The following is a 21,686-nucleotide window of genomic DNA, read 5'->3' on the forward strand; positions in this document are numbered from 1 at the left end:
TCAGAAGCGGTAACGACTTCAGCAACAGACAATCTCGAGGACACTGATGGCTAATGATCCTTCCACCTCCGGGTGCGCCGGCCCGGAGTGCACCTGCGAGTGCGGCGTTGACTATTCATACGACCCTCGCGCCATCGGCACGCTTTCATCGTGAGTCTTGATCGACGCAGCCTCAATCTGGTCGCGGCCGCGTTCGCGCTGACGGCGTTGTCCTATGGCCTGGCGCGCTTCGCTTATGGACTGTTGCTGCCGCAGATCCGTCAGGATCTGGCGCTGAGCGTGTCCGCTGCCGGCTGGATCGGCGGCAGCGCTTTTGCCGCTTATTGCGTAGGCATCGTTGCGACATTCGTCTGCAACGGCAAGGTCAGTCCGCGCGGGTTGACGGTCATGGCCGGCGCGGCTGCAACTCTGGGGATGGGCCTGGTGGTTATCGCTTCGTCGGGATTGGCGTTGGGCTGCGGCGTTGCGCTGGCGGGATTGAGCACGGGTCTGACCTCGCCGCCATTGGCCAGTGCGGTGGCGGCGCGTCTGGTTGATGCGGATCGCCCGCGAGCGAATGGCTTTATCAATGCCGGGACGGCGGTCGGTATCGTTTTTTCCGGCCTGGCCGCGATCGGGGCCGCCGGGCAATGGCGCGAGCTGTATGCGCTGTTTGCCTTGATCGGCATCGGCGTCACGCTCTGGCTGTGGTTTGCCGTACCGCACCGGGTTCAGCATGAGGCCTCGCAGAGTTTTTCGCTGCTCATGCTGCGTCGGCCTGGTGTGCTGCCGTTGTGCGCCAGCGCTTTCCTGATGGGATTGGCGAGCACCGCGGTCTGGACATTCGGCGCCGATATCCTGCGCAGCCAGGCCGGTTTCAGCGATCAGTCGATTGCATGGGCGTGGATCGTGTTGGGCGCTGCGGGGATCAGTGGCTGCATGACCGGCGTGCTCACCGGCCGCTTCGGTGTCGCACGCATGCAGCATCTGGCGCTGGCCGGCATCGCCTTCGGCACACTGGGGCTCGCCGCTGCTTCCGTCTCGGCCGGCTTGGGCCTTGCAGCGATGTGCCTGTTTGGCGCGGCGTATATCGTTTCGTCAGGGGTTTATCTGCTGCAAGGCATCAGCCTGTTGCCGGATCGCCCGGACCTGGGGCTGGGCATTCCGTTTTTGCTGTTGGCACTCGGTCAGACCGCCGGCACGCCGATCTTCGGCGCGGTGCTGGAGGCTGCTGGCGTGATCGTTGCCTTGTGTGTTTTTGCGGCGGCCGCGTGCGTCGCCATGCTGCTGGGTCCGAGAGGTGGTGAAAGTCCGCGCAGGCAAATGTGCGGCTCAGGAGTTACCTAAGGCTTGGAGCGCCAATGATTTTTATCGTCAGGAGTAGAAACCATGGCCGTAAATATCAGCAATCTCACCCTCTCCACTCCGGTTCCCGTCTCGGCAACCAACCCGGTTGCACTCGAGCTCAACGGCGCCGAGGCCATTGCGCAGTTCCCGAGTATCGTCACAGTGCTGCCGGATGGCTCGCTGCAACTGTCCGCGCCGACCAAGGGCCCATCAGTGATCTGTTGATTTCGCATACCTAGGCGGCTGATACGCGCAAGGGCCTGCGCAGCGTGTGCTGGCAGGCCCTCGGGTAAATCTAAACGCCAATTACGACGCGTCGATCCAGATGGTTTTCAGTTCAGTGTATTGGTCGTGCGCCCAGATCGACTTGTCGCGGCCGCCGAAACCCGATTCCTTGTAGCCGCCGAACGGCGTCGAAGCATCGCCCTCGCCGAAGCAATTGACCGTGACGATCCCCGCGCGGATGCCGCGCGACAGCTTCAGCGCGTGGCGCAGGTTTCCGGTATACGCCGAAGCGGCCAATCCATAAGCCGTGTCGTTGGCCAGCGCGATGGCTTCATCGACGGTCTGAAAAGTCGTGACGCTCAGCACCGGGCCGAAGATTTCTTCCTGGAACAGGCGACTGTCACGGCTGACGCCATCGACGATGGTCGGCTCGACGAAAATATCGTTGCGGGTCTGGCCGCCCACCAGCACGTTGAGCTTTTCATCGCGGGCGAGATCAAGATACGAACGCACCTTGTCGAAATGCGCCTTGCTGATCATCGAACCCAAGCGGTTCTCAGGGTCAAGGGGGTCGCCCATTTTCCAGTCGCCGAGGTGCGCCTGCACGCGCTGCAAGAGTTCCTCCTTGATCTCGGCGTGGACGATCAGCCGCGACGAGGCCGAGCAGTTTTCGCCCATGTTCCAGAACGCGCCATTGACCACATGCTGCGCGACCACATCGATGTCTTCGACATCATTCATCACCACCGCCGGGTTCTTGCCGCCGCACTCCAGCACGATGCGCTTGAGGTTGGATTCGCTGGAATATTTGAGGAACAGCCGCCCGGTGTCGGTCGAGCCGGTGAAGCTGACCATCGCCACGTCGGGGTGCCGACCCAACGGCTCGCCGGCCTCTTTACCGCCGCCGGGGACGACGTTGAACACGCCGGCGGGAATCCCCGCCTGATGCGCCAGTTCGGCAACGCGCAAGGTGCTCAGGGTGGTTTCCTTGGCCGGTTTGACCACGATCGAACAGCCTGCGGCCAGCGACGGGCCGATTTTCCAGGCGAGCATCAGCAGCGGGAAATTCCATGGCAGTACCAGCCCGACCACGCCGATGGGCTCGCGCACGACCATGGTCACCGCGCCAGAACCGACCGGCGCCGTGGCGTCGTAAATCTTGTCGATCAGCTCGGCGTGCCAGCGCAAGGTATGGATGGTCTCCGGCACGTCGATGGTCTGGCATTCGCGGATCGGCTTGCCGCTGTCGAGGCTTTCCAGCACCGCCAGTTCATGGGCGTTGTCCTCCAGCAATTGGGCAAAGCGCAGCAACACCGACTTGCGCGCCGAGGGTGCGAGTGACTGCCAGCGGCCGTCATCAAACGCTGCTTTCGCTGCGGCGACGGCCTGATCGATATCTTCGGCATCACACGCGGCAATCTCGCTCAGCACCTGCTCGGTGGCCGGATTGGTCGTGGTGAACGTCTTGCCGGATTTTGCCGGGCAAAACCGGCCATTGATGAATGCCTGATGGCGAAACTCAAGCCTGGCTGCCAGTTCACGGTATTGCTCTTTACTCAGCAGGTCTGCCATTTCAAGCCTCCTCGACGATGCGCGCGACGTTCTTCTGCAGGGTTTCAATCACGCTTTGCAGTTGCTCTTCCTCGGCAGGCTCCAGCGCTTGCAGCGGCGCGCGAACACCGCCGGCACGCAGGCCGCTGAGTTGGCTGCCATGCTTGATCGACTGGACGAACTTGCCACTTTCGAGGACATCCATCAGCGGCAACATCGCCGACATGATCCGCCGACCCTTGTCGAAGTTCTTCTCCAGGACACAGGCTTCGTACAGCGCAATGTGTTCACGCGGGATGAAGTTGGAACCGGCGCAGACCCAGCTGCGCGCGCCCCAGGCAAAGAACTCCAGCGCCTGATCATCCCAGCCGCAGGACAATTGGATATCGGGGTGCGAGTGAGCCAGACGATGCAGACGGCTGGTCTCGCCCGAGCTTTCCTTGATCGCGGCGATGTTCTTGCAGTCGGCAATGGCCGCGAAGAACTCGTCGCCCATCGCCACGCCCATCCGCGACGGGTAGTTGTAAAGCATGATCGGCAGACCGGCGGCCTTGTCCACGGCGAGCACGTGGGCGGCGATCTCCTTCTGGGTCGGCAAGGCATAGGGCGGTGAGCCGACCAGGATCGCGTCTGCTTGCAATGCCTTGGCCTGCTCGGCGAAGTACACCGAATCCTCGGTACGGATGCCGCCGGTACCGACCACCAGTGGCAGGCGCCCGCGAATCACCTCTTTCGCGCGCCGGGCCACAGCGACCCGCTCCTCTGCGGTGTGCGCGTAATACTCGCCGGTCGACCCGCCGATCACGATGCCGTGCACCCCGGACTCGATCAGGTATTCGATCACCTCGGAGAACGCCGCATAGTCGATCTGGCCATCGGCGGACAACGGGGTAATGGCCGGGGTAAAGATTCCATCAAAGTTCATCGCGTTTTCTCCAGGGTTCAATATTCAGGATTCGGGCTTCAGGTGTTTCAGCTTTCTCTGCCGGCGCGGTACTGCCCCCACTTGAGGTTCATGTTCACCCCGAGCGAGAGGAACGGTTCAGGCGGGTTGCTGTTGGGGCCGGGCGTCTGCAAGAGGAAATCGATCAGTCCGTCGCGCTGGCCGGCCAGCCAGTCGGCCAGCAACTTGCCGGTGACGGTGCCGCGGGTGACGCCGAGGCCGTTGCAGCCCAGCGCGCCATAGACGTTGGGCGCGAGCTCACCGAAGAAGCCGGTGTGATTGCGCGACATCGCCAGCGCGCCGCCCCAGGTGTAGTCGAACGTGACGTCGGGCAGCATCGGGAAGCGCTGGTCGAACGAGGCCTTGTGCCGACGCACGAAGCGCTCGTTGTATTTGCGGTTGCTGCGGCCGTCGGGGTTGAAGGTGAAACTGTTGCGGATCAGCAAGCGGTTGTCCGGCGTGCGGCGTACCGTGGTGCCGAACGGGTCTGCCGGGATGGCGCCCCAGAACGGTTTGCCGCCCAGACGCGCCTGCTCTTCCTCGGTCAGCGGCCGGGTGATGCTGGCGTAGGTGTAGATCGGCAACATGCGTCCCTGCAGGAAACCAAATCGCATGCCGAACGAGTTGTTCGCCAGAATCAGTTTGTCGGCCGTGATGCTGCCGTGGGCATGTCTGAGCACGGTCTTCGCGCCGTACTCCACTTCGAGAATCGGCGTGCGCTCATACAGCGTGACGTTGGCCGGCAGATTATCGGCCAGGCCTTTGACCAGCCCGGATGGCTGCAGCAACACCGCACCCGGCGTGAACAACGCCTTGCGATAGAAATGCGTACCGAGATGTTCCGGCAACTCATCGGCGTCGATCATTTGAAACGGCTGGTCAAGCTTCTCCAGACCGCGGCGGTAGGCATCGAGTACGGCGATACCGCGATTCTCCACGGCTGCCTGATATTTGCCGCACGCCTTCATCTGGCAATCGATGCGGTATTGATCGACCAGATCCCGCAGGATCGATTGGCCGGCCAGATTGAGTTTCAGACTGGTCCGGGCCAGTGCGATATCACCGATGTAATCATCGGCACCAATATCGTGCGGCAGATCAATGGCAAAACCGGCATTGCGTCCCGAGGGGCCCAATCCAACTTCCTGCGCTTCGACCAATACCACTTCGTCGTCGGGAAAATTCAACGCCAGTTGCCGCGCGCAGGCGAGTCCGGTGAAGCCGGCGCCGATGATCACCCACCGCGCCGAACGCTGCCCACGGTGCGCAGGCTCGGGGCTGCGCGGTTTGCTCAGATGAAACCAGCCACAACTGTCATCGTCGGCGGGTAATGAACTGACTTTCATAGTGTTGAACCGTTAATCGTTGAAGTTGCAAAACGCACGCGGCACAAAGCGAACGCACGCAGTGGCGTTGATCCGGAACTGGTAAAACCGTTATTGGCGCAAACAGTCAGTTCGCGCGGTCGATTCAGTAGTTGGCGGCTATGGCATAGCGCCCGCTGCTGGCAGCGTCGCCGGCGTAGTAGTAATCCCTGAACGTCATCGGCGGTAAGCCGAACAGATCCTTGAAGCGCTTGTAGAAGTGCGGATAACTGACAAATCCGGTCGCCAGCGCCACATCGGTCATCGAGCGGTCACTTTGCACAATCAATTGCCGCGCCCGGGTCAGGCGCAACTCCAGGTAATAGCGATTGGGCGCGGCATTCAGATAGCGCGCGAACCGCCGCTCCAGTTGCCGGCGCGACACTCCGACATGGCTGGCGATGGCATCGATTTCCATCGGCTCCTCGATGTTGTTTTCCATCAGGTCGATGGCGATGTTCAGCGGCTTGGGAATCGCTGCAGGCCGAACACCGTCGGCAGTCATCGCAGGTTTGCCCCGTGCCGGCTGATGCACCCTTCTGATTTCATCTAACAGCGTCGCATCGTTACGCGAACCCAGTTCCTGCATGATCGCCAGGGTCATATCCAGAGCCGAGTGAGCGTTGGCGCAGGTGGCTCGGCGCTGAGCGAAGATGAATTCACGGCTGGACGCTTTCAACTGCGGGAAGTACTCGCCGATCAGACCGCAACTGTCGCTGTGACAGGCGAACTCCTCGGCGCCGAGCAACCCTGCATCAGCCAGATGGAACGCCGCATTCCAGCATCCGGCAACGATGCCCTTGCCCGCGGTTTTCTTCAGCACACGGCGCAGCAGCAGATGCGCTGCCAGCCTGACGCGCTGACCGCCGATCACGATCACCGCGTCATGGTTGAAGCCTTCTGCAACCAGTCGTTGCGAAGACACCGGCACGCCGACATCGCTTTCGACCGATCCGCCCTGAAGCGACCAGGTCGAGATCCGGTACTGCGTTTCGCCGCAAATCAGGTTGCCAGTGGCCAATGCATCCATTGCCGTGGAAAGCGTCGTCAGGGAGAAATGGTCCAGCAATACGAAGGCCACTCGCACCACGCGCGCTTGTCCGGAGACGGATGCGGACTGGCGAAAGCCGGTGTTTTGCTGCTTCAACGGGCTCTGAAAGGTTTCCATCTTCGCTCACTCACTCGCCGTTCACTGACACCTGCGACCGTAACGTGGGCGACGGGCTGAGCCGCCGCACACTGTGGTCGAACCGATTACTTCGCCGCCGCGCGTGCGTCGCTCAACCAACCGTCATAAGCCTGCTGATTGGCCTTGATCCATTCCGCGGCGTGGCGCTTGATGTCGGCGAGGGATTTTTCACCCTTCTGCATGCGCAGGTTCTGCTCGCTTTCCGCGCTGGGAGGGATGCTGACCTCGGAGAGGAATTTGCGCGCCACCGGGTTCTTCTCGGCGAACTCCTTGTTCATCACGGCATTGATCGTGTCCACCGGGAACCCGAGGTTCTTGCCGTCATGGAAGGTGTCTTTGCTTTCCTTGCCATCCGGCAGCGAGGTGAACGGCACTGGCAGCCAGACCACATCGCGCCCTTCCACCAGCACGCCGGCAATCCACTGCGGCACCCAGGTGAAGAACAACACCGGTTTACCCTGCTGATAGCGCGCGATGGTGTCGGCCATCAAGGCGAAATACGAGCCGCGGTTATCCACCACGGTCGGGCCGAGACCATAGGCTTTCATGTGATGCTCGATCATGATTTCGCAGCCCCAGCCCGGGTTGCAGCCGGTCAGGTCGGCCTTGCCATCGCCGTTGCTGTCGAACAGTTTGGCGATCTCCGGTTTCTTCAGATCGGAGAGGTCCTTGATCTGGTAGGCGTCGGCGGTCTTCTTGTCGATCATGTAGCCCTGCAGCACACCTTTCATGACCTGCCCGACTTTTACCATCACATCGTCGCCGCCGGCCTTTTCATAAAACGCCTGGTGCAGGTTTTCCCATTCATGCACGGTGAAATCCGCATCGCCGTAGGACAGCGCGAGAAACATCGCCGGGTAATCGACTTCTTTCGGCGCTTTGACGTCGTAGCCCAATTCCTTGAGTCCGGCGAGCACCACCTCACCGCGAAAACGCTCTTCGGCGATGCTCGGGAAAATCGGCGTGATCGGCACACCGGCGCCCGGTTTGTTGGCATCTGCCGCGTGGACCGCCGAGCACAGCAATGTAGCGAACAGCGACGCCATCAGGCTTTTCTTGAGAGTTGTCAGTTTCATGTTTCACCACGCTTGAAAGTGTTTATGGGTGAGCAGGCAAACTCAATTGGTCACGGGACGTGCAATGGACTTCTTTTTCTTCAGTTTCATCAGCAGCCCCACCGGGCCGCTCTCATACCAGCGCTGACCGGTGGCCAGGTCACTGCTGCGTTCACCCATGGCCTGGGTCAATCGATCGAGGAAAACCGCGAGCAACACCAGCCCGGCGCCGCCGACACTGGCCAGGCCCATGTCGAGGCGACCGATGCCGCTCAACACCATCAAGCCGAGACCGCCCACCGAGATCATCGAGGCGACCACCACCATCGACAGCGACAACATCAGCGTCTGGTTGAGCCCGGCCATCATCGTTGGCGCCGCCAGTGGCAATTGCACCTTCAGCAGCATTTGCGTGGCCGTGCAGCCGAAGGCCCTCGCCGCTTCGACTTTGTCGGCGGGCACCTGGCGGATGCCAAGGTTGGTCAGGCGCACCAGTGGCGCGACCGAGAAGATGATGGTGACGATCACCCCGGGGACGTTGCCGATGCCGAAGAGCATGACCACCGGCACCAGATAGACGAATGCCGGCAACGTCTGCATGGCGTCGAGTACCGGGCGGATGATCATTTCCGTGCGATCACTGCGCGCACAGAGGATGCCCAGCGGAATGCCGATGACCGCGCAGAACAACAGCGAGGTCAGCACCAGAGCCAGAGTGACCATGGCGTCATTCCACACGCCGATCAGGCCGAGGCCGGTGAGCGTGGCGACGCTGAAAAGAGCGATGCGTTTGCCGCCGATCTGCCAACTGATCAGCCCGGCAATGATGATGAACACCGTCGGCGGCACCGACAGCAGGCTCCACTGCACGCCGTCGAGAACCTGGTCGACCGGCCAGCGGATCGAGCGGAATACTTCGCGAAAGTTACCGACCAGGTATTTGAGCGCGGTTTCGACCCACGCACCGAAGGGAATATTGATGCTCTGGAAAGGATCCAGAATATTGAAATCTGACATGGTGCTACCTCGCCCGCAGAAACTGCTTAATCAATTCTGACTGTTCGGAGTTCAGCTGTTACTCAGGCAGCTCAGTAAATGCCCCTGGGAAATCGAACCTTTATAAAGTCCAACTTCATCCACTACCGGCATTGGCGTTGCCGAAGCCGCGACTATATGAAAGATGTCGCGCAATGAGGCTTCAGCCTTGATGGTTACTTGACTGCCCGGCAAATAAACAACATTCGAATCCTGCTGAGCGATATCGCCGGCCTTCAATATTCGACTGGTGTCGAAACCATTGAAGAAATCCCTCACATATTTATTCACCGGATTGCACAGCAGTTCACGCGGCGTGCCGATCTGCACCACGCGCCCGCCCTCCATGATCGCGATGCGATGGCCGATGCGCACCGCTTCTTCAATGTCGTGGGAGATGAAAATGATAGTGCGATCCTGCTCGGCCTGAAGCTTGATCAATTCGCCCTGCATCTCGCTGCGAATCATCGGGTCGAGTGCAGAGAAGGCTTCGTCCATCAGCAGAATGGCGGGATCATTGGCCAGTGCGCGGGCCAGGCCGACGCGCTGCTGCATGCCGCCGGAGAGTTGATGGGGGAAGCTGAGTTCCTGGCCGGAAAGCCCGACCTGCTCGAGTGCGCCCATGGCCCGGCAGTAGCGTTCTTTCTCGCTGACGCCGCTGATTTCCAGACCGAAACTGACGTTGTCGATCACGCTCATGTGCGGCATCAGGGCGAACGACTGGAAGACCATGCCCATGTCCTTGCGGCGGACTTGCAGCAGATCCTTGTCGGCCAGACCGGTGATCTCCTTGCCGTTAAGGAAGATCTTGCCGGAGGTCGGTTCGATCAAGCGGTTGAACAGGCGGACCATGGTCGATTTGCCGGAGCCGGACAATCCCATGATCACGAAAATCTCGCCTCGGCGAACGGAAAAGTTGGCGTCGAATACACCAATTGCCTGACCGGTCTTTTTGAATACTTCAGCTTTCGAGGCGCCCTCTTCAATCATCTTCATGGCCAGCGCTGGCTGGTTGCCGAAGACTTTGAAAACATTCTTTACGCAGATGATCTCGTCGGAACTTGTCATACCATGCCTCCTTCGTGTCGCACTTCGATCGCTTTAAACGACGAGCAATTGAGTGAAACCATGTTTGAACGGCAGCAGTAATCAATAAATGTCTTCACGACGGGTTTCCTTTTATTATTTTTGGGTGCCCAGGAAAGAGGGGATGTTGCAAATCTATTAGCATCACCTCGCTTAATCCAACTACATTTACAGGGACAATTCGATAACGTCGGGTTATCGGTTGCAGGGTCGGCCATGGCTGATCCTTCGGCTTCGCACCGTGAGCGACCGGGTCTATTCCCAAAGCGACGCTGGCGTGGCCCTGCGAAGAGCGTTCCGTTACCCTCCTCGCGCTTCGTTGGGGAGCTGTATCGTTAGGAGAGTGTACGAATGACCAAGCATGTCGACCCTGACACCATCCTGTTGAAAATGCCGTCCTTGCGGGCCGTGAAGGCATTTGTCGCGGCCGCCAAGTACGAAAGCTTCACCCGCGCCGCCGAGGCGTTGTGCGTTTCGCAAGCGGCGATCAGTCGGCAGATACGCGAACTGGAAAGCTATCTGGGCGCGCAACTATTTACCCGGGTGGGTCGCGCGGTCGAACTGACCGCCGCCGGTGCGGTGTTCTTCGATGCCGCGCAATTGTCGTTCGTCAACATCGCCCAGGCCGCCGAACGCATCCGCAGCAGCCAGTCGAGCAAGAAGGTGCTCACGATCTGCTGCTCACCGGCCTTTTCCGCATTGTGGCTGTCGAATCATTTGCAGGAATTCTTCGCTCAGTGCCCGGACATCGAACTCAATCTGATCACCACGCAGAACTTCCTGACCATGGAGCCCGGCGTGCAGCCGGACATCTTCATCACCAAGATTTCGCGGATCCGAGAAGGTTATAGAAGCTATCCGCTGTGCCACGACGTGATCTACCCGGTGTGCACGCCGCAGTACCTGGAGCAGCACCCGGAAATCTCCACCATCGAGGGCGTGCGCGATTCGGCGTTGCTGAATCTCAGCCCTTACGGCCGCTCGCAGGTCGCCGAACACGTCGACTGGGGCGTGTGGCTGGCGTTTCAGGCGATCGATATCGACGACCGCCCGACCAACAGTCCGCAGATCTTCAACGCCAACGATTACAACCTGCTGATCAGCATGGTCCTGACTCACCAAGGCATCGCGCTGGGCTGGAATCATCTGGTCACCTCGCTGGTGCAGCAGGGCCTGCTGGTGCGACCGATCGAGCAACAGGTGCAGTTGCGCAACAGTTGGCACTACTTGAGCTGCCGGGAAAATTCCGACAATGAAGATGAATTGCGGCGCTTTCGCGAATGGATTCTGGCGAAGTTTCCCCGCCGTTGATCTGCGCTGCGCCAGCGTCGGGCGTTTTGGTTATCAATAGCCCGACGAAAATGTCGCTGGAGCAGCTCCCTCGCCTGACCCATTGTTGAGCGGCGCCGACCAAGCACGGTCGCGCTCAACACACAGGAAGGGCTTGCTGCATGTCACTCTTCGAATTCTCTCGCGATTTTGATTTTCTCGACGCTCCGCAGAAAACCCGCGCCATCGTGCAAAACAGTCTGCTGGACATCATCGGTGTCATGGCCGGCGCGGCGAGCAATGGCACCACTGTCGCCATGCGCCGGTTTGCCGAACGGCACTATCCGGCCGGTCTCTACAGCAGTCGCCTGATCTTTGCCGGGCAGCGCGTCAATGTGCTCGGCGCAGCCTGGGCCGGCGGGTTCAGCGCTGACAGCCTCGATGCCCATGAAGGCCACTTCAAATCCAAGGGCCATGCCGGGGCGACCGTGGTACCCGCCGTGCTTGCGCTCGCCGATGCGCTGCATCATCAGGGCCGATCCATCACTGGGCATGAGCTGCTGAGCGCTCTGTGCATTGGTTACGAAACCGCACTGCGTGCCGGCTCGGCACTGATGGCGACCTCGCCCACCTATCACGCTTCCGGTGGCTTTTCCGCGCTGGGGGTGGTCTGCGCCGGGGCGCGATTGTTGGGTCTGGATGAGGCCACCTTTCGCCACGCTTTGGGCATTGCCGAATACTTCAGCGCGCGTTGCCCGATGATGCGCGTGGTGCAGGCGCCGACGATGCTGCGTGATGCCCACGGCGCAGGCGCATTCGCCGGTCTCAACGCGCTGTTCATGGCCATGGAAGGCATCACCGGGGCGCCGGCGGAAACGGTCGAAGACGTTACGGTCGCGGAACACTGGCGCGACCTCGGTCAGCGTTGGGAAATCGACAGCCAGTACTTCAAGCCCTGGCCGGTCTGCCGCTGGGCGCAACCAGCGCTGACGGCGATGCTCGAGCTGCAACGGCAACATCCGCTGCTTGCTGCCGATTCGATCGAAACCATCCGGGTGGAAACGTTTTATGAATCGATGTGCCTGCAGGGGCATTCGCCGAAGGACGCCGATCAGGCGCAATACGCCCTCGCATTTCCGCTGGCAGCGCTGGTTGTCAGAGGCAAGGTCGGCCCTGAGGAAGTCACCGGTTCAGCGATTTCTGCGCCGGATATTCTCGCCCTCAGCGCCCGCATCGAAATCGTTGAAGCCGCCGATATCTCGGCGCGATTCCCAGAGGAAATCCTCTCGCGGCTGAGCATTACCTTGAAAAATGGCCAAGTGCTGGTCAGCCCGATCACCGCTGCGCGCGGCGATCCGCACACGCCTTTGAGCGTCGAAGAGCTGCAGCAAAAGTTTGATCTGTTCGCTCAGGGTCTCGGCCATGAGCGCAGTACCGCTGTGAAAACGGCGATCAGGGACATCGCCCAGGCCCGCTGCGCGATCACCGCCCTGCAGCCTGTTTTTCAAGCGATACCGTCGTCACCGTGAACCGTCCATCGATAACCGCAAATCATTAATTGCCCGCAGCAAATGTCGGTTGTGGCGCTTGTCCTGCGCCCGATAGGCTGCAGCTTATCGTTCGCTTATGTAGAAAGTCACGGTTAAAGGTGACCGCTCAAGATCGAAGTCCTGGGAGGATAACAATGAACAACAAGCAAAGCGTTTATGACCTGATCGCACAACGCAAGCCGTGGCATTCGCTGCCGGGCGCGCTCTACCGCAGTGAGGACGTTTACCGTCAGGATCTTGAGCAGATCTGGCACAAGGACTGGATCTTCGCCGGCCATACCTTCGAAATCACCAAACCAGGGCAGTACTTCACCCTGCAGATTGGTGACTATCCGGTGGCCGTCGTTCGCGGCAAGGACGGTGAGGTTCGGGCTTTTCACAACGCCTGTCGGCACCGTGGCGCGAAAATCTGTGAGGCCGACCATGGCAAAGTGGCGAAGATGGTTTGCCCGTATCACAAGTGGACTTACGAGCTGGATGGCAACCTGTTATTCGCTGGCAACATGGGGCAGGACTTCGACAAGTCTCAATACAACCTGAAAAGCGTGCACTGCGAAATCGTTGATACCTATATTTATGTCTGCGTGGCCGCCAAGGCGCCGGACTTCGAAGGTTTCCGCAAGGCCGTCAGCCCTTTTGTCGCGCCGCACTACCTTGCGGACTGCAAAGTCGCGTTCGAGTCGAACATCATCGAGAAAGGCAACTGGAAACTGGTTTTTGAAAACAATCGCGAGTGCTATCACTGCGACGGCTCACACCCAGAACTCCTGCATTCGTTTGTCGATAACCTGTCGGTCGGTGGCATCAGCGGTGAAGATGATCCCGAGCTGTCGGCGTACTGGGCCAAGTGCGAAAAGGCCGGATTGCCCAGCCGTCTGGTAATGGACATCAATGGCCAGTTCCGCATGACGCGCATCCCGCTTTCATCCGGCGCCGTCAGCTACACCATGGACGGCAAGCCGGCGGTCAATGGTCGCCTCGACAAAACCTCCGAAGCCGACATCGGCGCGCTGCTGTACTTCCACTACCCGTCGACCTGGAACCATTTCCTTGGCGACCATGCGCTGAGTTTCCGTGTGCTGCCGATCAGCGCTACCGAAACACTGGTCACCACCAAATGGCTGGTGCACAACACGGCCGTGGAAGGCGTTGACTACGACATCGAGCGCCTGACCAAAGTGTGGATTGCCACCAACGATCAGGACCGCACACTGGTCGAAGGCACCCAACGCGGGGTGACCTCGCCTTCCTACGAACCCGGCCCGTATTCGGAAACCGCCGAAACCGGGGTCTGTCAGTTCGATGACTGGTACTGCGCGACGATGATGGATCGGCTGAAAGGGCCGATTTCGTTGAAGTCGGTTGGTTGATTGGCGCATCTGTCCATGAGTGGATGCACCTCGTCTCTGGCAATTCGCGAAAACCACGGCGAACGCGCGTCCACGCGGATCGTTTTCCTGATCACAGGCATCGTCATGTCGGCGTGGGCGCCGCTGGTTCCGCTGGTAAAAGCGCGCACCGGCCTGGACGAAGGTGGTCTGGGCCTGTTGTTGCTGGGTTTTGGCATCGGTTCGATCGTGGCCATGCCATTCGCCGGTTACCTGACCGCGCGATTTGGCTGCCGGCCGGTGATCATCGCTTCAACCCTGGTCTTGTGTGCGGTGCTGCCGATGCTGAGCCATCTGGCGTGGTTGCCCGGGCTGGCGCTCACCGTACTGTTGTTCGGCGCGAGCATGGGCATGCTCGATTGCGCGATCAATATCCAGTCGATCATCGTCGAAAAGAACAGCGGCGAAACCCTGCAATCGGGTTTCCACGGGCTCTACAGCGTGGGCGGGATCTCCGGTGCTGGCGCGATGACGGCGATGCTCAGCCTCGGGCTCGATCCGCTGTTGGCGGTGTTGTTCCTGGTGGCGATCATCGTTGCCTCGCTGTACAAGGCTGCGCCGAACCTGTTGCCTTATGGCACCGAACGCGACGGGCCGATCTTCGCGATTCCGCGCGGAATCGTCCTGCTACTGGGGATCCTCTGCTTCATCGTGTTCCTCACCGAAGGCGCAATGCTCGATTGGAGCGCGGTGTTTCTGGCTTCACAGCGCGATATGCCAGCGAGTTACGCAGGTTTGGGCTACGCCTGTTTCGCCGCGGCAATGACCCTCGGACGGCTGACCGGAGACGCGATTGTCAGCCGACTGGGCGGCATTCGCGTGGTGACACTGGGCGGCATCTGCGCGGCAGTCGGCATGCTGGTTTCACTGGTGTTCGATGGCTGGCCGGCGTCATTGCTGGGCTACGCGCTGGTCGGCGCCGGATGCTCGAACATCGTTCCGGTATTGTTCAGCGCCGCCGGTCGGCAACAGCGCATGCCGCAGCGCACGGCCATTCCGGCGATCATATCCATGGGCTACGCGGGGATTCTGATGGGGCCGGCGTTCATCGGCATGCTCGCCCATTTCAGTTCGCTGGTCTTCGCGCTGGGTGGCGTGGTGTTGCTGTTGCTGTTCGTCAGTTGCGCCGCGAGGTTTCTCAAGGCTTGACGCGGCGCCCATTGGGGCGGATCGACAGTCTCTGAGGCCTGCGTCCTAACGTCGCAGCCTTCAGCTATTGGCAAATCCTGCACAAGCCTTAGAATCCCGCGCGCTCCTGCATACGGCTGTCTTGTCGCAGATGCGAATTGCAGGGCCGGCCATGTCGTCCGACACCACAACCCTGCCCGACCGGCAGACACTTGCCCAACACCTGTTCCAGCCTGGCAACCGCACGCGCAGAGGCGCACGTTGCGCTGTTCGATTTCTTGAGGTTTTTATGTCTCCGCGTTTGCTGGCCATGGCGCTGGCGCCCCTGCTTGGGCTGTTCATTATTGCACTGGGCAACGGTTTTCTTTCCTCCCTGACCACCCTTCGCCTGGACGCCGCCGGTGCCTCGGCGACAATGATCGGGATTGTTTCATCGGCCTACTTCATGGGCCTGACGCTGGGCGCGGTGTTCAATGACCGGCTGATCCTGCGCATCGGCCACATCCGCGCCTACGGCAGCTTCGCCTCGCTGATTGCCGTGACGATCCTGATGCAAGGCTTGTTCTATGACACTTGGGGCTGGCTCGTCCTGCGCCTGATCAATGGCTGGGCCACGGTCGGGGTGTTTCTGGTGATCGAAAGCTGGCTGCTGCTGGCGGGTGACGAGAAGATCCGCGGACGCTTGCTCGCGCTGTACATGATCGTTCTCTATGGCGCCGGCGTTTTGGGCCAGGCCACGCTGGGAACCATCACCGGCATGAGCGACAGCGCGCCGTTCATGGTCGCCGGCATGCTCGCTGCGCTGTCGGTGCTGCCGATCGTGATCCTGCCACGGGTGTCGCCGCTGCTCGATCAGGTCGAGCCGCTCAAGCCTCGACAACTGCTGGGCGTAACGCCGACCGGGCTGGTCGGCTGTTTCGGCTCGGGGGTGACCATCGCGGCGATCTACACCTTGCTGCCGCTGTATCTGCAACGCAGCGGTCTGGATGTCGGTGAAGTCGGCAGCATGATGGCCTGGACGATCCTCGGCGCGATGCTTCTGCAGTACCCGGTCGGCCGCTGGTCCGACCGCACGGATCGCTTGCAAGTGCTGACCCTGCTGGCGGTGGCGTGCACTGCGTTATCGCTGGTGATCGTGCTGATGCCGCTGTCCTCGACCATGCTCGCAGCGATGCTGTTTCTGCTCGGTGGCGGCGTGTTCGCGCTGTACCCGGTTGCCGTCAGCCACGCCGCCGACCGCGCCCCCGCCGAAGCGCTGGTGCCGATGATTCAGGGTTTGCTGCTGATCAACTCGCTGGGCTCGGCCATCAGCCCGATGATGATCTCGCCAGTGATGAACTCGTTCGGCGCCAACGGCCTGTTCTGGGTATTCGCAATGGTCAATCTGTGCATGGTCAGCTTTTTCTTCTGGCGCCGCGGCAAACGCCCGGTGCCGGCCAACCCTGCCCCCTTCGCAGCGGCAGCGACTTTTTCGCCGACGGGTGCAGAGTTGCGGGTCACCGAGGATTTGCGCGTGGCAGCAGAGGAGCATCCGGCCATGGTCGATGCGATCAGCGGGGAATTGGTAACGCAGGCCGAGTCGAGTGCCGCTGGGAGTTAAAGAGTCAGACGTCGGGGAAACGCCTGACTCCTTGTGATCAGCAACTCCCCGGCGGGATCCCGTCCTTGTTGAAGTCTTTCAAGCGCTCGCGCTCTTCTTCAGTGGAATGCGCAGGGGTCGGTTCATCGGGGAGATCTTCCGGCGCTTCGGTTTTTTCGTCAGTCATGTGTCTGCCCTCGTCGTTGTCGTTGCTATTTCGGCATCGGCGAAGGGCTGGCAGTTCCGGATTTCGAACATCGCTCCACCCGAGGCGGAGAGAGCAAAAACAGGGAAGCGGAAATGCACAAAGGCCTGCGTCGCTTTCGCTCGCAGGCCTTTGTTGAAAGATGGTGCCCGAAGCCGGAATCGAACCGGCACGCCCTTACGAGCGGGGGATTTTAAGTCCCATGCGTCTACCAGTTTCGCCATTCGGGCGGTAGCGCGGTGCTGCGTTGCTCAGCTTTTCGGTTGCGGTCCTGAGAGGATGGCTGCTTGAAAAGCCGAGCGGGGAATATATACATGACGTCCCGGTGAAGCAAGTTCGCAGTGGTAGATTTGAAGACTAAATCTTGCTGGCGACTGATTAGCAAAAAGTCTTTGGAATCATTGAGCTACGAAGCCTGCTTGAAGTAGAGCCGAAGCTGCAGATAAATCGAGGCAACCGGGCCCGAAATTCAAGCGAAACATCAATAAGATCAGAAGGTTACCACTGCTTTCACATCCCGGGCCAGAGATTTTTCTGCGTTGGCGATATGAAGAAGCAACCCATAACTCGCCGAGGTGTCTACGCTAAACGATGACGCCGGAATCAGCGATTGGACCAAACCAGCCTGCACCTTTCACCACGACCCCGCCCCCACGGGCGCTGACTTCCACAACACGTCACCAGAGCCCAGCTCAGGGATGTACCAGCAATCAGGAGATTTGACCCTATGCAAATGAGTGACACCGTTCTCAAAGCGTCCTTGAGCCCCGAGGAGCGCTCCGCGATCGCCGAGATCGAAGCGACCACCAACATCCTGCAGCTTGTCACCCGTCTGACCGGTACGCGCTTTGCCGGCATTGCCAAATTCACGGAAACCGAGTGGATCGTCTGTTCCGCCTACGATCCGATCGAACTGGGGATAAACGTCGGTGATACGCTGGATCTGGAAACCACGCTTTGCAGTGAGTTTCGCAGAAATCCTCAAGCCCTCTTCCTTCCACAAATCAGCCAGGATGGACGACTTTCGTCACGTCCTGTGGTGAAGCAGTATTCGATCGAGAGCTACGCAGGCGCGCCTGTTTTCCTGCCGGATGGCAGATTGTGGGGCGCACTGTGTGCTTTGGATTCAAGGTCTGTGCTGTTCGACAACCCGGATATGGCAGAAACATTGACGCTGTTCGCACGGCTTATCGGCTGTATCTTTTTCTCGAATCTGACTGTTGAGGGCGTTACCCATATCAAGACCGGGGCGTGCCTGACTGAGTAGCCCTGTTCATTGATCGAGGATTACCCAACTTTCTTGCAGACAACAAAAAACCCCGTAGATCATTGATCTACGGGGTTTTCAATAGTGGAGGCCGAGGTCGGAATCGAACCGGCGTAGGTGGATTTGCAATCCACTGCATAACCATTTTGCTACTCGGCCTCAAAGTATTCGCTGTCAGTAGCGCAACAACAAACACTGTACAAATTGGAGCGGGAAACGAGACTCGAACTCGCGACCCCGACCTTGGCAAGGTCGTGCTCTACCAACTGAGCTATTCCCGCTTGGTGTGGCGCATTCTATAGAATTAAGAAGCCCCGTCAACCCCTTGATTCAAAAAAGTTTTATTTCTTTTCGACATCGGTCTTCAGGTGCGGCCAGGCGGCGCGAAGGTATTGAACCATCGACCACAGGGTCAGCCCTGCAGAGACCATCAGCAGCGTATAACCGAGCACGACCCAGAAGCTGAACGCCTTTGGATGGGCCAGCAGGATCACCAGCGCAAGCATCTGCGCCGCGGTTTTCCATTTGCCCAGATTCGAAACTGCCACCTGTGCCCGGGCGCCGAGTTCGGCCATCCATTCGCGCAGCGCCGAAATCACGATCTCACGACCGATGATGACCGCTGCGGGAAGCGTGAGCCAGAGATTGCCGTGTTCCTGCACCAGCAGGACCAGGGCAACAGCCACCATCAGCTTGTCGGCGACCGGATCGAGAAACGCACCGAAGGGAGTGCTTTGCTCCAGTCGGCGCGCCAGATAACCATCGAGCCAGTCGGTGGCGGCCGCGAAGGCGAACACCGAGGCGGAGGCCATGTAACTCCATTCGTAAGGCAGATAGAACAGCAAAATGAAGATCGGGATGAGCAGGACGCGTAGAACGGTAATCAGATTAGGGATATTCATCGGCACAACTGGCTACGAGGTGAAGGGGCATTCTACTCACTATGCAGGTTCGCATAAATCGACTCAGCGAGCTTTTTACTGATCCCCGGGGCTTTGGCGATCTCTTCGATGCTTGCACGAGACAGCTCCTGCAATCCACCAAAATGTTTCAACAGGTCACGGCGCCGGGTCGGCCCTACCCCTGCCACGCCTTCCAGCGTTGAGGTGCGGCGCGTCTTGCCGCGGCGGGCGCGGTGTCCCGTAATCGCGAAGCGATGCGCCTCATCGCGGATCTGCTGGATCAGGTGCAAGGCAGGCGAATCGCCGCGCAATGTGAACTCGTGGGCTGCATCATTCAGATACAACGTTTCGAAACCGGCCTTGCGGGTGGCACCTTTGGCGACGCCCAAAAGGATCAGGTCGGGCACGGCCAGTTCGTTGAGGACATCACGGGCCATCGACAACTGGCCCTTGCCACCGTCGACCAGCAGGATGTCTGGCAGCTTGCCCTCGCCGTCCTTGAGTTTGCTGAAGCGGCGGGTCAGCGCCTGGTGCATGGCCGCATAATCGTCGCCGGCGGTGACGCCTTCGATGTTGTAGCGGCGGTAATCCGACTTGATCGCCCCTTCCGGCCCGAAGACCACGCACGAGGCCACCGTCGCCTCGCCGCTGGAATGACTGATGTCATAGCACTCCAGGCGTTGCGGCGGCTCGTCGAGGTTCAACACCTCGGCCAGCGCGTCGAATCGCGCAGCCGTGTGCTGACGATTGGCCAGCCGCGCGCCCAACGCTTGCTCAGCGTTGGTCACGGCCAGTTGCTGCCAGCGCGCTCGCGTACCGCGCACCCGGTGGCTGATCGCCAATTCGCGGCCGCGCAAAGTATGGATGCCTTCGATCAGGGCCGGGAAGTCCTCGTGAACCACGTTGACGATCAATTCGCTCGGCAGATCCCGTTCGGGGCTACTGATGTAGTACTGGCCGAGAAAGGCCGCCATGACTTCGGAAACTTCTTCCTCGATGCCGACCTGGGGGAAGAAATTCTTGCTGCCCAGCACTCGCCCGCCGCGCACGCTGATCAGGTGGACACAGGCGCCACCGGGGTTGACGAAGGCCGCGATGACATCGATATCACCGGTGCCGCCCTCCATGCTTTGCTGATCCTGAACGCGGCGCAGCAAAGCAATTTGGTCGCGCAATTCGGCGGCACGCTCGAATTCGAGATTGATCGCCGCTTCTTCCATCGCCGTGGACAGCTCATTGGTCAACGCGTGGCTGCGGCCTTCAAGGAACATCACCGAGTGGCGCACGTCTTCGGCGTAGACATCAGGCTCGACCAGGCCCACACAAGGCGCCTTGCAGCGCTTGATCTGATATTGCAGGCATGGACGGGTGCGATTCTTGTAATAGCTGTCTTCGCACTGACGGACAAAGAAGGTTTTTTGCAGAATGCTCAGGCTCTCGCGGATGGCACCGGCACTCGGGTACGGGCCGAAATACTTGCCCTTGGCTTTTTTGGCGCCGCGATGAATGCTCAGGCGCGGAAACTGCCCATCCGACAAAAACACATAGGGATAGGACTTATCGTCACGCAGCAGGATGTTGTAGGGCGGGCGCCACTCCTTGATCAGCGTCTGTTCCAGCAACAGCGCTTCGGTTTCGTTGGCTGTGATGGTGGTTTCGACCTGAGCGATACGCCCGACCAGTGCAGCGGTCTTCGGCGCCAGGCCGGTCTTGCGAAAATAGCTCGCCAGGCGTTTCTTCAGGTTTTTCGCTTTACCCACATAGAGCAGACGCGCCTCGCTGTCGAACATGCGATAGACGCCGGGGCGACCGCTGACGGTGGACAGGAACGCACTGGAATCAAATATTTCGGTCATGGTCAGGCGCTGGCATCCACCATGCCATGTCGTACCGCGAGGAGCGTCAACTCAACGTCGCTGCTGATCGAAAGTTTCTCGAAAATGCGGTAGCGGTAGGTGTTCACGGTTTTCGGCGACAGGCACAGTTTGTCGGAAATGATCTGCACCTTCTGGCAACCGACAATCATCAATGCGATCTGGATTTCCCGCTCGGACAGGGCATCGAATGGCGAGTCATTGGTTGGCTGGAAGGACTTGATCGCCAACTGCTGGGCGATCTGCGGACTGATGTAGCGCTGGCCGGCGAACACCAGGCGAATGGCCTGGACCATTTCCGGCAAGCCTGCCCCTTTGGTCAGGTAACCGGCGGCGCCAGCCTGCAGCAGACGCGTCGGGAAAGGGTCTTCCTCGCACACGGTGACAGCAACCACCTTGATGTCGGGGTGGCTGCGCAGCAGTTTTCGAGTGGCTTCGAGGCCGCCGATGCCTGGCATCTTGACGTCCATCAGCACGACGTCAGGCTTCAACTCCCGTGCCTTGATCAGGGACTCTTCACCTGATTCGGCCTGACCCACCACCTGCAGGCCATCGATATCGGCCAGCATCCGTGTAATGCCTGTACGAACGAGATCATGGTCATCGACCACTAGCACCCTAATCAAGCAGACACCTCGCGATATGGTCTTATTGGGATGCCGGACACCTTAGCAAAAAGTGCCTGACAGACCTAGCGGAAAGCCGCATTTAAAAAGTTTCAATTCGTCATTGAGGGCTTGCCGGCTGTGG

General features: G+C 59.9%; 18 protein-coding genes, 3 tRNA genes and 1 pseudogene. 8 read left to right on the forward strand and 14 right to left on the reverse strand.

The window, feature by feature from the left end:
• The first annotated feature begins 150 nt into the window (after positions 1 to 150).
• A complete protein-coding gene (locus tag AEQ63_RS03125; RefSeq protein WP_064361743.1) occupies positions 151 to 1,326 on the forward strand; it encodes an MFS transporter in 1,176 nt (391 codons plus the stop codon).
• Between the two features lie 42 nt (positions 1,327 to 1,368).
• Positions 1,369 to 1,539 (forward strand): annotated as a pseudogene (locus AEQ63_RS03130) (polysaccharide lyase family 7 protein); the annotation flags it as partial.
• A 93-nt stretch (positions 1,540 to 1,632) separates the two neighbouring features.
• Here AEQ63_RS03130 and AEQ63_RS03135 read toward each other — a convergent pair.
• The 7 genes from AEQ63_RS03135 to AEQ63_RS03165 form a co-directional block, all read right to left on the reverse strand.
• Positions 1,633 to 3,123, reverse strand: a complete 1,491-nt coding sequence (locus tag AEQ63_RS03135) for an aldehyde dehydrogenase (RefSeq protein WP_064361745.1) — start codon at positions 3,121 to 3,123, stop codon at positions 1,633 to 1,635.
• Position 3,124: 1 nt separating this feature from the next.
• Positions 3,125 to 4,027 (reverse strand): dihydrodipicolinate synthase family protein, encoded by a 903-nt coding sequence (locus AEQ63_RS03140; protein ID WP_064361746.1) that lies wholly within the window; start codon positions 4,025 to 4,027, stop codon positions 3,125 to 3,127.
• A gap of 47 nt (positions 4,028 to 4,074) precedes the next feature.
• Positions 4,075 to 5,391 carry an NAD(P)/FAD-dependent oxidoreductase gene (locus AEQ63_RS03145; RefSeq protein ID WP_064361747.1) on the reverse strand — a complete coding sequence of 439 codons (1,317 nt, stop codon included), beginning with the start codon at positions 5,389 to 5,391 and terminating at the stop codon, positions 4,075 to 4,077.
• Between the two features lie 124 nt (positions 5,392 to 5,515).
• Positions 5,516 to 6,577 carry a GlxA family transcriptional regulator gene (locus AEQ63_RS03150; RefSeq protein ID WP_064361748.1) on the reverse strand — a complete coding sequence of 354 codons (1,062 nt, stop codon included), beginning with the start codon at positions 6,575 to 6,577 and terminating at the stop codon, positions 5,516 to 5,518.
• An 86-nt stretch (positions 6,578 to 6,663) separates the two neighbouring features.
• Entirely contained in the window at positions 6,664 to 7,674 is a 1,011-nt protein-coding gene (proX, locus tag AEQ63_RS03155) for a glycine betaine/L-proline ABC transporter substrate-binding protein ProX (RefSeq protein WP_064361749.1), read from the reverse strand.
• Positions 7,675 to 7,716: 42 nt separating this feature from the next.
• Positions 7,717 to 8,670: a glycine betaine/L-proline ABC transporter permease ProW gene (gene proW, locus AEQ63_RS03160; protein WP_042610385.1), complete on the reverse strand. Its 954-nt coding sequence runs from the start codon at positions 8,668 to 8,670 to the stop codon at positions 7,717 to 7,719.
• A gap of 51 nt (positions 8,671 to 8,721) precedes the next feature.
• Positions 8,722 to 9,756: a quaternary amine ABC transporter ATP-binding protein gene (locus tag AEQ63_RS03165; RefSeq protein ID WP_064361750.1), complete on the reverse strand. Its 1,035-nt coding sequence runs from the start codon at positions 9,754 to 9,756 to the stop codon at positions 8,722 to 8,724.
• A 369-nt stretch (positions 9,757 to 10,125) separates the two neighbouring features.
• Between AEQ63_RS03165 and AEQ63_RS03170 the strand changes: the two genes are divergently transcribed.
• From AEQ63_RS03170 to AEQ63_RS03190, 5 genes are all read left to right on the forward strand, one after another.
• Positions 10,126 to 11,085, forward strand: coding sequence for a LysR family transcriptional regulator (locus AEQ63_RS03170; protein ID WP_064361751.1), 960 nt, complete (start codon positions 10,126 to 10,128; stop codon positions 11,083 to 11,085).
• A gap of 140 nt (positions 11,086 to 11,225) precedes the next feature.
• The gene (locus AEQ63_RS03175) at positions 11,226 to 12,572 is read left to right on the forward strand and encodes an MmgE/PrpD family protein (RefSeq protein WP_064361752.1); all 1,347 of its coding nucleotides are present in this window, start codon (positions 11,226 to 11,228) and stop codon (positions 12,570 to 12,572) included.
• A 155-nt stretch (positions 12,573 to 12,727) separates the two neighbouring features.
• Positions 12,728 to 13,963 carry an aromatic ring-hydroxylating oxygenase subunit alpha gene (locus tag AEQ63_RS03180; protein WP_042610381.1) on the forward strand — a complete coding sequence of 412 codons (1,236 nt, stop codon included), beginning with the start codon at positions 12,728 to 12,730 and terminating at the stop codon, positions 13,961 to 13,963.
• 15 nt (positions 13,964 to 13,978) lie between these two features.
• Positions 13,979 to 15,130, forward strand: coding sequence for an MFS transporter (locus tag AEQ63_RS03185; protein WP_064361753.1), 1,152 nt, complete (start codon positions 13,979 to 13,981; stop codon positions 15,128 to 15,130).
• Between the two features lie 151 nt (positions 15,131 to 15,281).
• Positions 15,282 to 16,709, forward strand: coding sequence for an MFS transporter (locus AEQ63_RS03190; RefSeq protein WP_155400943.1), 1,428 nt, complete (start codon positions 15,282 to 15,284; stop codon positions 16,707 to 16,709).
• 37 nt (positions 16,710 to 16,746) lie between these two features.
• On the opposite strand, the gene AEQ63_RS29065 is transcribed toward AEQ63_RS03190, so the two are convergent.
• Both AEQ63_RS29065 and AEQ63_RS03195 read right to left on the reverse strand, forming a co-directional pair.
• Positions 16,747 to 16,875 (reverse strand): hypothetical protein, encoded by a 129-nt coding sequence (locus AEQ63_RS29065; protein ID WP_256590071.1) that lies wholly within the window; start codon positions 16,873 to 16,875, stop codon positions 16,747 to 16,749.
• Positions 16,876 to 17,036: 161 nt separating this feature from the next.
• Positions 17,037 to 17,123: transfer RNA gene (locus AEQ63_RS03195), tRNA-Leu, on the reverse strand.
• Positions 17,124 to 17,626: 503 nt separating this feature from the next.
• Between AEQ63_RS03195 and AEQ63_RS03200 the strand changes: the two genes are divergently transcribed.
• Positions 17,627 to 18,160: a GAF domain-containing protein gene (locus AEQ63_RS03200; protein WP_371919855.1), complete on the forward strand. Its 534-nt coding sequence runs from the start codon at positions 17,627 to 17,629 to the stop codon at positions 18,158 to 18,160.
• Between the two features lie 85 nt (positions 18,161 to 18,245).
• Here the strand turns inward: AEQ63_RS03200 and AEQ63_RS03205 are convergent.
• The 5 genes from AEQ63_RS03205 to gacA form a co-directional block, all read right to left on the reverse strand.
• Positions 18,246 to 18,319, reverse strand: a tRNA-Cys gene (locus AEQ63_RS03205).
• A 46-nt stretch (positions 18,320 to 18,365) separates the two neighbouring features.
• Positions 18,366 to 18,441, reverse strand: a tRNA-Gly gene (locus tag AEQ63_RS03210).
• 60 nt (positions 18,442 to 18,501) lie between these two features.
• Positions 18,502 to 19,062 carry a CDP-diacylglycerol--glycerol-3-phosphate 3-phosphatidyltransferase gene (gene pgsA / locus AEQ63_RS03215; protein WP_042610378.1) on the reverse strand — a complete coding sequence of 187 codons (561 nt, stop codon included), beginning with the start codon at positions 19,060 to 19,062 and terminating at the stop codon, positions 18,502 to 18,504.
• Between the two features lie 32 nt (positions 19,063 to 19,094).
• Positions 19,095 to 20,918 carry an excinuclease ABC subunit UvrC gene (gene uvrC / locus AEQ63_RS03220; RefSeq protein ID WP_042610377.1) on the reverse strand — a complete coding sequence of 608 codons (1,824 nt, stop codon included), beginning with the start codon at positions 20,916 to 20,918 and terminating at the stop codon, positions 19,095 to 19,097.
• Positions 20,919 to 20,920: 2 nt separating this feature from the next.
• Entirely contained in the window at positions 20,921 to 21,562 is a 642-nt protein-coding gene (gacA, locus tag AEQ63_RS03225) for a response regulator transcription factor GacA (RefSeq protein WP_024012761.1), read from the reverse strand.
• Positions 21,563 to 21,686 lie beyond the last annotated feature (124 nt).

Source organism: Pseudomonas sp. RIT-PI-o (assembly GCF_001297215.1).
GTDB lineage: Bacteria > Pseudomonadota > Gammaproteobacteria > Pseudomonadales > Pseudomonadaceae > Aquipseudomonas > Aquipseudomonas moraviensis_A.